The following is a 13,246-nucleotide window of genomic DNA, read 5'->3' as shown; positions in this document are numbered from 1 at the left end:
CATTTCGCCGGCAAGTGGGTATCGGGTGCCGTGCTTCCCGCCGTCAGTCCCTGAGCAGGTCGGGCACGCCCGCCGCGTCGGGCTCGTCCCGCTCGGCGGAGACGACCGTGAGCTGCTGGGTGGCCCGGGTCAGTGCGACGTAGAGCACACGCAGTCCGGCCGGTGACTCGTCGGCGATCTCCGCCGGGGAGACCACGACCGTCGCGTCGTACTCCAGGCCCTTGGCCTCCAGGCTGCCGAGTGCCACGACCCGGTCGCCGAGCCCGGCGAGCCAGCGCCGGGCCTCCTCGCGCCGCTGCATGGCGACGACCACGCCGACCGTGCCGTCGACCCGTTCCAGCAGCCGGGCGGCCTCCTCGCGGACGGTGGCGCCCAGGCTCTCCCCGACGACCGTGTAGCGCGGCTCGACGCCGGTGGAGCGGACCGCCTTCGGGGAGACGGAGCCGGGCATCGCGAGGGCGAGGACCTTCGCGGCGAGCTCGGCGATCTCCGCCGGGTTGCGGTAGTTCACGGTCAGCTCGAAGCGGCGGCGCGGGCGGGTGCCCAGGGCCTCGTCGCGGGCCTCGGCGGCCTCGTCCGGGTCGGACCAGGAGGACTGCGCCGGGTCGCCGACGACCGTCCAGGTGGCGTGCCGGCCGCGGCGGCCGACCATGCGCCACTGCATCGGGGTGAGGTCCTGCGCCTCGTCGACGATCACGTGGGCGTACTCGACGCGCTCCTGGGCGAGCCGCTCGGCCCGCTCGCGCTGGGTCTCCTCGCGCACCGGCATCAGCTCCTCCAGGCCGGTGAGCTGGTCCAGCGGGTCCAGCTCGCGCTTCCTGCGGGGACGGGCCGGGGCGCCGAGGATGGCCTGGAGCTCGTCGAGCAGCGCGATGTCGTGCACGGAGCGGCCCTCCCGCTTGAGGGAGCGGGCCACCTTCCGGATCTCACCGGGGTTGAGGATCCGCCGGGCCCAGCGGCCGAGGCGGCGTTCGTCGGCCATGACGTCCAGGACGGCGGCCGGGGTCAGCTCCGGCCACCAGGCGTCGAGGAAGGCGAGGAAGTCGTCCTCGGAGGTGATGTCCTCGTCGAAGGAGGAGCGCAGCTCGGCCGCGAGCTCCGGGTCGGTGTGCCGGCCGGCGGCCCCGGAGCGCTCCCACAGGGCGTCGAGCAGGAGCCTTCGGGCGCGCGGGCGCAGCAGGTTGACGGGGGCGGTGCCGCCGAGGGCGGCGCGCCGGATGCCGGCGAGCTCCTCGGCCTCCAGCTCCAGGCGGCGGCCGAAGGCGACCACGCGCAGCCGGGCCGGTGAATCCTTCAGCTCCAGGGCGCCGCGGGCGGCCTTGCGCAGCACCTTCAGCATGCGCGAGGAGCCCTTGGCGCGGGCCACGGACGGGGAGTCGTAGAGGGTGGCCTCGGCGCCCTCGACCAGGGAGCCGATGGCGCGGATGGCGACCTGGCCCTCCTCGCCCAGGGAGGGCAGCACGCCCTCGGTGTAGGCGACGAGCAGCGGGGTCGGCGAGACGATCAGGATGCCGCCCGCGTAGCGCCGCCGGTCCTGGTAGAGGAGGTAGGCCGCGCGGTGCAGCGCGACGGCGGTCTTGCCGGTGCCCGGGCCGCCCTCGACGTAGGTCACGGAGGCGGCGGGGGCGCGGATGACCAGGTCCTGCTCGGCCTGGATGGAGGCGACGATGTCGCGCATGGTGTGGCTGCGGGCCTGGCCGAGTGCGGCCATCAGGGCGCCGTCGCCGAGGGCGGGCAGTTCACGGCCGTCGAGGAAGGCCGTCAGCTCGGGACGCATCAGGTCGTCCTCCACGCCGAGGACCTTGCGGCCCTTGGAGCGGATGACCCGGCGGCGCACGACGCGGCCCGGGTCGACGGGCGTCGACCGGTAGAAGGGCGCGGCGGCCGGGGCCCGCCAGTCGATGACCAGCGGGGCGTAGTCCTGGTCGAGCACGCCGATGCGCCCGATGTGCAGGGTCTCGGCGATGTCTGCGGTGTTGTCCGGGCGCACCGCGCCCTCCGCCGGCTCGACCGCGGTGTACGCGCCGTCCGGTCCCTTCTTGCCGTCCTTGCCGAGCAGCAGGTCGATACGGCCGAAGAGGAAGTCCTCGAACTCGTTGTTGAGCCGGTTGAGGTGGATGCCCGCGCGGAAGACCTGGGCGTCCCGCTCGGCGAGTGCGCCGGGCGTGCCGACCTGGCCGCGCTGGGCTGCGTCGTTCATCAGGAACTCCGCCTCGTGGATCTTCTCCTCGAGGCGCCGGTACACCCGGTCCAGGTGTTCCTGTTCGACAGCGATCTCGCGGTCTCTCAAGGAGTGGTCGAGCGCGGCTTCCTGCTGAGCCTGAGCGGCCACCGGGCCCCCTTCTGACGTGCTGGGCAGCCGTCCACCGTACGCGAAGGGGACCCGGTAAGGCTACGCGTCGACCTCGACCAGCCGCTTGCCGTCGAAGGTGACGACCTCGAAGTGGTCGATCTCGTTCGGCTCGAAGGCGGCGCCGCCCTGGACGTACAGGGGCTGCTTGGCCTTCTCCGTCTTGGCGTCGGGCAGGCCGTAACCCCACTCCGGGACGGACCAGGAGGACAGGGTCTCCCGCTCGCCGTTCTTGCCGACCGCGACGAGGGCGCACTTGAGCGGGCCCCGGACGTTCTTGAGCTCGGTGACCACGCCCGTGCCCCAGTCCTTCTTCTGGACGGCGACCGTCGCGGTGACCTTGGTGTTCGGATCGGTGGCGGAGATCTTGTCGGAGATGCCGTCGAAGGCCTGCTTGGCGGGGCTCGCCGCGAGCGGGCGCTGCTCGGCGCCGCCGCTGTCACCGCCGCCGCCGTTCGTCGCGACCGCGACGAAGGGGCCGCCCACGATCAGCGCGCCGGCCGCGGCCACCATGTAGAGGCTGCGGCGCCGCTTCTGGGCGCGGCGGTCGGCGACCTCGTCGACCAGCTTCTCCACCAGGCGCGGGCGGGGCTTCGCGGAGAGCGACTCACCGATCGCGGGTGTGCTTCCGGAGCCGGGGAGGTCGGCGAGGGCGGCGAGCATGGGCTCCATGCCGGCCAGCTCGTCGAGCTGCTGGGCGCACCATTCGCAGGTGGCGAGGTGGGCCTCGAAGGCGGTCGCTTCGGCGTCGTCGAGGATGCCGAGGGCGTACGCGCCCACGGTCTCGTGCTCGTTCGGCACCGGAGATTCCTGCATGGGGCCAGACATACCCATGCCTCCCGTACCGAACCCTTGGTTACCCCCGTAAACACTCATCACGCCGTCACCCCCCGCTCCTCCAGTGCCAGCTTCATCGAACGCAGGGCGTAGAACACCCTGGAGCGGACCGTTCCGCTGGGTATGCCCAGGGTCTCGGCCGCCTCATTGACGGTACGCCCCTTGAAGTACGTCTCGACGAGCACCTCCCGGTGAGCGGGGGTCAGGTCGTCGAGTGCGTCCGAGAGAGTCATCAGCCACAGCGCCTTGTCGATCTCGTCCTCCGCGGGGATGACCTCCAGCGGCGACGGGTCGACCTCCTGCGGCCGGGCCTGCCGGCTGCGGTGGCCGTCGATGACGATGCGCCGGGCGACCGTCACCAGCCAGGGGCGTACCGATCCGGTCGCCCGATTGAGCTGACCGGCGTTCTTCCAGGCACGGATGAGCGTCTCCTGCACGACGTCCTCGGCGCGCTGCCGGTCTCCGGCGACCAGGCGCAGGACGTATGCCAGCAGGGGTCCGGCGTGTTCGCGATAGAGCGCACGCATCAGCTCCTCGTCGGGTTCCGAGGGCTGGGACATGCGATGTCGGGCCCTCGGTGCTCGTTCATTGGCCACGACGGAATCCTTGCGCACGCCCACCTCCGATGTCCGGGGGTTCCCCCAGTCGGTCGCTCGACAAGCCGTACGGAAGCGAGCCGTTGGGCGTTCAAAGGAAGGCGACAGATTTCTTCGAAGTGACGTGACGACCGGGACATGGGGTCACATTCCCACCCCGCGTTCTTTACATTTCCGCCACATCGGCCCGATCGAGCCGGGCCTTCCCTACGGGGCCGTAGGTAAACGGCGTGTAATCGAAATCACTTCGGCCGTGCGGTCACAGAAGTCGCATTCGGGACACGGAATTTCCGTGCACGGACCACTCAATTCCGTTTCAGGCGCGGGCGAGTGCGGCACGGCGGCGGTGGCGGGCGACGCGTTCGCGGTTCCCGCAGACCTCGCTGGAGCACCAGCGCCTGCGGCGTCCCCGGGAGGTGTCGAGATACACGATCCGGCAGTTGTCCCCCTCGCACTGGCGCAGGGCCGCGCGCGCCACGGGGTCGGTGAGCAGGTCCACGGCGTCCCGGGCCACGGAGGCGAGCAGGGCGGCGCAGTCGGGCGGGCCGTCCAACTGCCGGACGAGCCGGCCGTCTTCGCCGCGGACCGCGCGGGGCGCCGGGGGCGCGGTCCGGGCCAGGTCGTTGACGCGCGCGAGCGCGAAGTCGTACGTCGTCACTCCCGCGCCCGGCCAGCCGCGCACCAACCGGTCGATCTGGGTGCGCAGTTCGCGGAAGGCGGCAGGCCAGGTGGCGTCGGCGTGGGCCAGGACGGTGTCCGCCGGGACCAGTCCGGAGCCGGTGATCCAGGCGCGCAGCACGGGCAGGGAGTCGAGCCGTTCCTGCGGGTGCGTGGTGGAGAGCAGATCCAGGCAGATCCGCCCGGCGTCGAACCGCAGCTCGTAGGGGGCCGTGGCCGTACCCAGTGCCATGTGCCTGTCACCGCCTAGGTCGGTGAGACGCCAGTGAGGGCTCCAGAACCGTTCCCCTCTTACAGTGCCCGCCCCACGGCGCGCCGGAAAGACCTCGCGCGGCAGGTCCTGCCCATCCCGGCCCCCGGCCGACCGCCCCTGTGGCCCAGGTCCACGACGACTCGGCGATGCACCGCACGGCACAACGCCCGGATCACCTCGGTCCGCCCCCGACCGCCCACGGGCCACCGCGGTCCGCCCCCGTCCGCCCTCGGACCACCGCAGTCCGCGCCCATCCGCCCGCGGACCGCCGAGGACCACAGCCCCACCGCCCCCGCACCACCGCGGGCCACCGCCCGGCCACTCACGGACCACCGACGACCGCCAATCAACCGCCCACCCACGACCGCGAGCCGACCACCCACGCACCACCGACGACCCCAGCCCAACCACCCCCGCACCCGCCGCGTCCGCCCCGGCGGGCGTGTCGGCGGTGGGGGTGCGGTCGCCGGGCAGGCGGCCGCACCTGTAGCCCGACAGGACTCGTATGTGTGCGCCCGGCGCGTTCGCGCTCCCCCTCCCCCGGGCGGGCCTCACGTGTCCGCGTACTTCGTCTCCGTCGCCGGGTCCAGGGCCAGGCGGTAGCCGCGTTTGACCACCGTCTGGATCAGCTTGGGCGTGCCCAGGGCCGTGCGCAGGCGGGCCATGGCCGTTTCGACGGCGTGTTCGTCGCGGCCCGAGCCGGGCAGGGCGCGGAGCAACTCCGCACGGGCGACGACCCAGCCGGGACGGCGGGACAGCGCCCGCAGCAGGGACATGCCGGCCGGCGGCACGGGCTTGAGGGCGCCGTCGACCAGTACGGCGTGCCCGCGGATCTCCACCCGGTGCCCGGCGATCGGCAGTGCGCGCGCCCGCCCGGGCAGCTCCTGGCAGAGCAGCTGCACCAGCGGCCCGAGACGGAACCGCTCGGGCTGGATCGTGTCGATGCCGCGGGACTGCAGCGGCAGGGCGGTCACCGGGCCCACGCAGGCCGGCACCACGTCATGGCTGAGGGCGGCCAGCACCTCGGGCAGCAGGCCGCGTTCCTCCGCCCGGGACAGCAGCGAGGCCGCCGCCGGCGCGCTGGTGAACGTGACCGCGTCCAGGCCCCGGGCGACCGTCGCGTCGAGCAGCCGGTCCACCGGCCCGAGGTCCTCCGGCGGCATCCACCGGTACACCGGCACCCCGACCACCTCGGCCCCGCCCTCCCGCAGCGCCTCCACGAACCCCGGCAGCGGCTCCCCGTGCAGCTGGATCGCGATGCGCTGTCCCTCGACGCCTTCCTCCAGCAGCCGGTCGAGCACCTCCGCCATGGACTCCGACGACGGTGACCACTCCTCCGTCAGCCCCGCGGCCCGGACCGCGCCCTTCACCTTCGGCCCGCGCGCCAGGATCCGTACACCGCCCAGCCGGGAGAGCAGGTCCTCGCCCAGGGCCCAGCCGTCGGCGGCCTCGACCCAGCCCCGGAAGCCGATGGCGGTGGTGGCCACCACGATGTCGGGCGCCTGCTGCACGATGTCCTTCGTCGCGGCCAGCAGTTCGCTGTCGTCGGCGAGCGGCACGATCCGCAGGGCGGGGGCGTGCAGGACGGCGGCGCCCCGCCGCTGCAGCAGCACTCCCAGCTCGTCGGCCCGGCGCGCGGCCGTCACACCCACGGTGAAACCCGCCAGGGGCCCGTGGTCCGGTCGCTGTTCTTCCTCGTACATGGCTCTCGTCCCGCACTCGAGTCGTCGTACTGCGTGGGTACGGCGTACCTACATGCCGATCGAGCCTGTCAACGGCTCGTGACAGGCCCGGATCGGCTCGATGTCGCTGGTGTTACGTCACACCTCGGCGTAGCTGAGCTGCGGCTTCGCCTCCGAGGCCGCCGACGTGGCGGGTACCCGGGGAGCCGTACGCCGAAGGTATACGGCCCAGGTGACCGCGAAGCACACCGCGTAGAAGGCGAGGAAGGCGACGAACGCGCCGGTGCCGGAACCGTAGGAGAGGAAGGACTGACGGAAGGCGAGGTTGATGCCGACGCCGCCGAGCGCGCCGACCGCGCCGATGAGTCCCATGGAGGCCCCGGAGAGCCGCCGCCCGTAGGCCGCCGCCGCCTCGCCCTGAAGCCCCCGGGCGAGGGCCTTGTTCTGGAAGATGCCCGGGATCATCTTGAACGTGGAGCCGTTGCCGAGCCCGCTGAGCACGAACAGCACCACGAAGGCCGCGGTGAACAGTGCCAGCGACTTCTCCATGGAGGCGCCGATCAGGACCGCCGTGGCGACACCCATCGCCACGTAGTTCCACAGGCTGATCTTCGCGCCGCCGTAGCGGTCGGCGAGCCAGCCGCCGAGCGGACGGATCAGCGAGCCGAGCAGCGGGCCGATGAAGGTGACGTACGCGGCCTCCAGCGGCGTGCGGCCGAACTGGTTCTGCAGAACCTGGCCGAAGGCGAAGCTGTAGCCGATGAACGAGCCGAAGGTGCCGATGTAGAGCACGGACATGATCCACGTGTGGGCGTCCCGGGCGGCGTCCTTGGCGGCGCCGGTGTCGTTCTTGACGTTCTCCAGGTTGTCCATGAACAGCGCGGCCAGCACGGCGGCCACGACGATCAGCGGGATGTAGACGCCCAGCAGCACGCGCGGCCCGCCGCCGGCGCCGATGATCGCGAGCGCGGCCAGCTGGATCACCGGCACGCCGATGTTGCCGCCGCCCGCGTTCAGACCGAGGGCCCAGCCCTTCTTCCGCAGCGGGAAGAAGGCGTTGATGTTGGTCATGGAGGAGGCGAAGTTGCCACCGCCGACGCCGGCGAGCAGGCCGACCAGCAGGAAGGTGGAGAAGGAGGTGCCCGGCTCCATCACGGTGAACGCGGCGACGGTCGGGATCAGCAGCATGCCGGCCGAGACGATCGTCCAGTTCCGCCCGCCGAAGACGGCGACGGCGAAGGTGTAGGGGACGCGGACGACGGCGCCGACCAGGGTCACCATCGAGGTCAGCAGGAACTTGTCGGCGGGGGTGAGGCCGTACTCGGGGCCCATGAACAGCACCAGCACGGACCACAGGGTCCAGACCGAGAAGCCGATGTGCTCGGACAGCACGGAGAAGTAGAGGTTCCGGCGGGCCACCTTCTCGCCGGTCTCCTCCCAGAACGTCTCGTTCTCGGGATCCCAGTGCTGGATCCAGCGGCCGCCCCTGCTCGGGGGTGCGGGTGCCGTGCCGGGGCCTGTCATGACGCCTCCACTGTGCTCCGGGAACTCGGTGGTACTTCGAGTGACTGGTCCCGAAGGTAGGGAGAACGCGTTTCCTGCCTGTGCCACCGAGTGACCGCGAGGGAACTTTGCTCTCACCCCAGGCCGGGGTGGGATGAGAGGTTGTGCCGGTTTTCCGCGTCACGACCCCGGCCGGCGGCGAGACCGGCGGCCGGCTCAGCCGCCGGCGACGACTCGCCTCCGTTCCCGTCGCCGCCCCCGGCCCCGCCGCTCACCCGTCGGCCACAACCGAGGCCTCTGTCCGGCCGCCAGGTCCTCCGCCCAGCCGAAGGTCAGGATGCAGGCGCCGATGAGGAGCCAGACCAGGGCCAGGACCGGCCAGGGGCTTTCCAGGAGGCCGGGGACGTTCTGTTCCAGGAGGGGGAAGGCCCACAGGTGGTCCCAGAGGGTCGCCGCGATCAGGATGCAGGTGTTGTGCCAGAGGTAGATCGTGACGGCCCGGGAGTTGAGCAGGGTGATCGTGCCGGCGAAGGGGCGCAGCCGGCGGGGCCAGTCGGACCAGGACGGGCTGACGTGGAGCAGCAGCAGGACCGTGCCGAAGGACCACAGGGCCTGGGCCAGGGGCATGCTGTCGAGGTCGTTGCCGGTGCCGAAGTCGTGGTGCAGGGCGTACCAGAGGCCGGCCAGGGCGATGACGGGCGCCACGGACGGGACGACGTAGCGCGGCAGCCGCCGCAGGATGCCCTCCTGGTGGGCCATGCCGAGGATCCAGCAGGCGCCGAACGTGGAGAAGTCCGTGAGCGCCGAGGGGATCCGCTCGCCGGGCAGGGTGAGCCAGCCCTGCTCGAAGGCGACGGCCAGGACGACCGGCGCGGACAGCGTGACCACCGGCAGGGCGCGCAGGGCCTTCAGCAGCAGCGGGGACAGCAGGACGTACCAGAGGTAGGCGCGGATGTACCAGAGCGGGCCCGCGAGGTCCGCCGCCCAGTTGTCGCCGATGAGGCCGGGCACGCCGGGCAGCCCCTCGCCGTACGGCGGGTCGCTGAACGGGACGATCCAGAAGGTGAGGTGGAGCCACCACCAGCCGGGGTGGCCGTCGTCACCCGGTCCCCAGCCCTGGAGGACCATGGCGGTGACGCCCACGACGCCCAGCAGCCACAGCGGGGGCAGCAGCCGGCGCATGCGGCCGCGGATCACCTGGAGCGGCGGGCGCTTGAGCGAGCGGGCCATGAGGTTGCCGGCGAGCGCGAACATCACGCCCATGGAGGGGAACACCAGCGGCAGCCAGGCCCAGCCGGTCAGGTGGTAGAGCACCACCCGGAACAGCGCGAGGGCGCGCAGCAGGTCGAAGTAGCGGTCGCGTCCGGGCTTCGGCGAAGGGGGCTGTTCCTTCGGCAGGTCCGGCAGGGCCTCGGGGGCGGGGGCCGTGGTCATCCGACCGGCCTCCCGTCCATCTGCTGCTGCGGCGTGGCGGTCCCGCCCCCGGGCAGCCCCACCGCGCCCGTGCGCCGCAGCTTCTGCCAGCGCAGCCGGCCTCCGGTGAGGGCGGTGATCCAGGACTGGAGGAGGACGACGTACATGAGCTGCCGGTAGAGGAGTTGCTGCAGGGGCAGGGAGATGAGGTGGGTCATGCGTTCCTTGTCGAGGTGGAACGCGTAGGCCGCGCACACCCCTTGCACGGCGAGGACGCCCAGCCAGGCGCCGATGGTCTTCTCGGTCGGGCCGAACACCAGCCCGTACAGCAGGAACACGTCGATCAGCGGGGCGAGCAGCGGCGCCACGACCATGAACATCGACACCAGCGGCAGGCCGACCCGCCCGAAGCGGCCCGAGGGCCCGCGGTCGACGAGGGCCCGGCGGTGCTTCCAGATCGCCTGCATGGTGCCGTACGACCAGCGGTAGCGCTGGGACCACAGCTGCTGCACGGACTCGGGGGCCTCGGTCCAGGCGATGGCCTTCTCCGCGTAGACGACGTGCCAGCCGTCGCGGTGCAGGGCCATGGTGATGTCGGTGTCCTCGGCGAGCGTGTCGTCGCTCATGCCGCCGACCCGTTCCAGCGCGCTGCGCCGGAACGCGCCGACCGCGCCGGGGATGGTGGGCATGCAGCGCAGGACGTCGTACATGCGGCGGTCGAGGTTGAAGCCCATGACGTACTCGATGTGCTGCCAGGCCCCGATGAGCGAGTCGCGGTTGCCGACCTTGGCGTTGCCGGCGACGGCGCCCACGCGCGGGTCGCCGAAGGGCTGCACGAGTTCGCGGACGGTGGTGGGCTCGAAGACGGTGTCGCCGTCCATCATCACGATGATGTCGTGGCGGGCGTTGGCGATGCCCCGGTTGAGGGCGGCCGGCTTGCCCGCGTTGAGCTGGCGGACGACGCGTACGCCGGGCAGGCCGAGGTTCTCGACGATGCGCGCGGTGCCGTCGCTGGAGCCGTCGTCGATGACCAGCACCTCGATGGGATGGTCGCTGGCCACCAGGGAACGGACCGTCTGCTCGATGCACTTGGCCTCGTTGTAGGCGGGCACGAGCACGGACACCGGTTCGCTGACGGGCTCTCCCCAGCGGAAGCCCTTGCGCCGGACCCGGCGGGCGTGCGCGATGGAGAGGATCAGCATCAGCCCGAGACGGCCGAAGACCAGCACGCCGACGACGGCCAGGCCGGCGACGAGCACCCCGGTCGTCTTCTCCGAGGCCTGCACCAGGAAGACCCACGCGTCGCCCTTCAGCGCCTCCAGACCGGCGACCGGGCTGTGCGCGCTCGGGGCGTCCAGGGCGCCGGTGAGGGTGTGGAAGCGGTAGCCCTCGTCCTGGAGTCCGGAGATGTACCGATCGAGCGCGGCCACGGTCTGGGAGCGGTCGCCGCCGGAGTCGTGCATCAGCACGATGGCGCCCTTGCCGCCCTTCGGCGTGGCATTGCTGATGATCTTCTCGACTCCGGGCCGGCGCCAGTCCTCGCTGTCGGTGTCGTTGACGATGGTGATGTAGCCCTTGCTGCCGATGTACTCGGTGACCGGCCAGGAGTTGTTGTCCATGTTCCGGGCGTACGACGAGTAGGGCGGGCGGAACAGCGAGGTGCGGATGCCGGCCGCCCCGGCCAGCGCGAGCTGGTTCTGGGACAGTTCCCAGTCGACGCGGCTCTTGCTCTGCAGCGACAGGTCGGGGTGGTTGAAGGTGTGCAGGCCGATCTCGTGGCCCTCGTCGACCATGCGCTGGACGAGGTCGGGGTAGCGGGAGGCCATGGTGCCGGTGATGAAGAAGACGGCCCGGGCGTCGTGCTTCTTCAGCACGTCGAGCACCTTGGGCGTCCACTCCGGGTCGGGTCCGTCGTCGAAGGTGAGGACCAGTTCGTGGTCCGGCAGTTGCAGGCTGGTGGGGTCGCCGTCCCGGGTGTCGATGACGGGACCGCCCTTGAGGATGTCCTTCGGGACGCGGTCGTTGGCGGCGGGCGGGCCGACGCGGTGGTCGGCGAGGATCTCGCTGTGCACGTAGCCGCGCAGCATGAGCATCGCCATCAGCGCGACGAGGACGAGCAGGGGCAACAGCAGGCGCATGGGCAGGCGACGGCGCCTGGAGCCCCCACGGGCTCGTGACGCGGGCCCGGAACGGCGGACAGGGGATGCCATGGGTGGTGGTACCTCGGGGTGGTGCGGAGCGGGTGGTGCGGGGACGGGTGATGCGGCGAACTGATGCGAGGTTCTGGGGCGGGGCCGGGGCCGAGGTGGCGGCCGGGGGTGTGGCCGGGGTCGGGGCCGGGGTGGCGGCCTGGGGTGTGGCCGGGGTGTGAGGCCGGGGTCACCGGGCGGTGGCCGGGCGGGCGGACGGGGCGGACGGGGCGGTCGGGCGGACGGGGCGGTCGGGCGGTCGGGGCTGGGACGAGACTTCACGGCCAGTCCCGTACGGGCGCCCCGCGCGACCGAGCAGTGCGGGCGCCGCGCGACCGAGCGGTACAGGCGCCGTGCGATCGAGCGGGGCGGTGTCGCCGCTCTCCGCCGACCGCTCCGCGCACACGGTTCGCGTGCCGCCGCCCCGACGCCGGGGGTCCCGAGGCGTCCGGGGCCTCCGGACCCTCCGGGGCCTCCGGCCCGAGCGGCTCCCGCGGTCGCCGCCCGGCCGTGCCCCTCGGTGCGGGAGGCCGCGCGGCGGCCGCCGGAAGCCGGTCGGCGGCGGCCCGCGGCGATCGGCGACGGCCGGCCTAGACCGCCGGTGGCTCGGTGACGGGCTGCGGCTCCACCGGACCCTCGGCCACCGTGCCGGTGTCGCCACCCCCACCGCCACCGTCGCCGGTGCCTGTCGTCGTGGTCGGCTCCGGAGTGGAACCCCCCGTGGGTGTCGGGTCGGTGGCCGGCGTGCTCGGCGGGTCCGCCGGCTTGCTCGGGACCGGCTCGCTCGCGCCGCCGCCGCCCTGGGCCGGTGCGGTCCGGGACGCCTTCGGCGTCGGCTCGGCCGACGGATCGGGACGGCCGGAGCCTGCGGTGGCCTCCGGCCGGAGGGCGCTGGGCCCGGACGTGGGCATCGCGGTCTCGCCCGCGGCCGGTGTGCCGCTCGGGACGGTGGCGCCGGTGTCCGAGGCCGGGGCCGACTCCGCCGGCAGCGACGGGCTGTCGACCTGCCCGGCCGGCGGGTTCTCCTTCTGGCCCGGCACGGGCAGCCAGGGCGCGTTGGAGTTGCCCGACATCAGCGTGGCGACGATGACGACGGCGTAGACGCCGCAGGCCAGTGCCACGGCCATGCCGATCCGGCGGAAGCGGCGGCTGCGACGGCCTGACTCGTCGACGAAGACGGGGCGGTCGGCGACGGGGGCGGTGCCGGGGCCCTCCTTCACGTGCCGGACGAAGCCGTCCCCGAGCTGTACGGCGTCCAGCTGGACCGTGACCTCGTGCGGGTCGTGGGTGTGCTCGGCGGAACCGGCAGCGGAACCCGGAGCGGAACCGTCAGCGGATCCCGGAGCGGAACCGGCAGCGGAACCGGGGCCGTCCGCGACGGCCTCCTCCGGCTCCTGCCAGGGATCGCGGACGGCCGGCCGGGACGCCTCGGAGGTCGCGGCCCCCTTGGACGTCGCGGACGCCTGGGCCGAGGGGAGCGAGTCGGCCTCGCCCTCCTTCTGCTTCGGAATGCCGCGCAGTATCTCGGTCCCGGCGGGCAGGCGCGCACCGGTCGCCCGGACGTCGCCCTCGGGAAAGACCTGCGTGGCTCTGCCGTCCCGGGCTCTGCCGTCCGCGGTGAGTTCACCGGTCGCGGCAGCGGCCTGGGGCCATTCGGGTTGGGCGTCTTCTCGCCACTTTGTCACGCGCACGCACTTCCCCCCACGGGATGGTTCAGGTGCGCTTTCGACCTGAGCACCCGCCGT

The 13,246-nt window shown here is 72.7% G+C and carries 9 protein-coding genes; all 9 read right to left on the bottom strand.

The annotated features are described in order from the left end of the window. Positions 1–43: 43 nt before the first annotated feature. Positions 44–2,332: a HelD family protein gene (locus ACIGAQ_RS09565; protein ID WP_399780864.1), complete on the bottom strand. Its 2,289-nt coding sequence runs from the start codon at positions 2,330–2,332 to the stop codon at positions 44–46. A gap of 60 nt (positions 2,333–2,392) precedes the next feature. Beyond that, on the bottom strand, positions 2,393–3,226 hold the full coding sequence (locus ACIGAQ_RS09560; protein WP_362275356.1) for a zf-HC2 domain-containing protein: 834 nt from the start codon (positions 3,224–3,226) through the stop codon (positions 2,393–2,395). Then, positions 3,226–3,747, bottom strand: coding sequence for a sigma-70 family RNA polymerase sigma factor (locus tag ACIGAQ_RS09555; protein ID WP_010039908.1), 522 nt, complete (start codon positions 3,745–3,747; stop codon positions 3,226–3,228). Before ACIGAQ_RS09555 ends, ACIGAQ_RS09560 begins: the two co-directional genes overlap by 1 nt. 352 nt (positions 3,748–4,099) lie before the next feature. Then, on the bottom strand, positions 4,100–4,693 hold the full coding sequence (locus ACIGAQ_RS09550; RefSeq protein WP_311688206.1) for an ABATE domain-containing protein: 594 nt from the start codon (positions 4,691–4,693) through the stop codon (positions 4,100–4,102). A 572-nt stretch (positions 4,694–5,265) separates the two neighbouring features. Further along, positions 5,266–6,417, bottom strand: coding sequence for a uroporphyrinogen-III synthase (locus ACIGAQ_RS09545; protein ID WP_399780859.1), 1,152 nt, complete (start codon positions 6,415–6,417; stop codon positions 5,266–5,268). 117 nt (positions 6,418–6,534) lie between these two features. Beyond that, on the bottom strand, positions 6,535–7,920 hold the full coding sequence (locus tag ACIGAQ_RS09540; RefSeq protein ID WP_311688204.1) for a nitrate/nitrite transporter: 1,386 nt from the start codon (positions 7,918–7,920) through the stop codon (positions 6,535–6,537). A 195-nt stretch (positions 7,921–8,115) separates the two neighbouring features. After that, positions 8,116–9,333, bottom strand: coding sequence for an acyltransferase family protein (locus tag ACIGAQ_RS09535; protein WP_399780855.1), 1,218 nt, complete (start codon positions 9,331–9,333; stop codon positions 8,116–8,118). Continuing rightward, a complete protein-coding gene (locus ACIGAQ_RS09530; protein WP_399780852.1) occupies positions 9,330–11,522 on the bottom strand; it encodes a bifunctional polysaccharide deacetylase/glycosyltransferase family 2 protein in 2,193 nt (730 codons plus the stop codon). The genes ACIGAQ_RS09535 and ACIGAQ_RS09530 overlap by 4 nt, the downstream gene beginning before the upstream one ends. Before the next feature lie 569 nt (positions 11,523–12,091). Next, positions 12,092–13,186, bottom strand: coding sequence for a hypothetical protein (locus tag ACIGAQ_RS09525; RefSeq protein ID WP_399780849.1), 1,095 nt, complete (start codon positions 13,184–13,186; stop codon positions 12,092–12,094). Between the last annotated feature and the right edge of the window lie 60 nt (positions 13,187–13,246).

Source organism: Streptomyces sp. NPDC085932 (assembly GCF_044540525.1).
Classification (GTDB): Bacteria; Actinomycetota; Actinomycetes; order Streptomycetales; family Streptomycetaceae; genus Streptomyces; species Streptomyces levis.
This window is presented reverse-complemented; position numbering and strand designations above follow the sequence as displayed.

Coding starts and splice junctions, on each gene's coding strand:
- ACIGAQ_RS09530 (WP_399780852.1), bottom strand. CDS start 11,522: ATGGCATCCCCTGTCCGCCGTTCCGGGCCCGCGTCACGAGCCCGTGGG.
- ACIGAQ_RS09560 (WP_362275356.1), bottom strand. CDS start 3,226: ATGAGTGTTTACGGGGGTAACCAAGGGTTCGGTACGGGAGGCATGGGT.
- ACIGAQ_RS09555 (WP_010039908.1), bottom strand. CDS start 3,747: ATGTCCCAGCCCTCGGAACCCGACGAGGAGCTGATGCGTGCGCTCTAT.
- ACIGAQ_RS09540 (WP_311688204.1), bottom strand. CDS start 7,920: ATGACAGGCCCCGGCACGGCACCCGCACCCCCGAGCAGGGGCGGCCGC.
- ACIGAQ_RS09545 (WP_399780859.1), bottom strand. CDS start 6,417: ATGTACGAGGAAGAACAGCGACCGGACCACGGGCCCCTGGCGGGTTTC.
- ACIGAQ_RS09550 (WP_311688206.1), bottom strand. CDS start 4,693: ATGGCACTGGGTACGGCCACGGCCCCCTACGAGCTGCGGTTCGACGCC.
- ACIGAQ_RS09535 (WP_399780855.1), bottom strand. CDS start 9,333: ATGACCACGGCCCCCGCCCCCGAGGCCCTGCCGGACCTGCCGAAGGAA.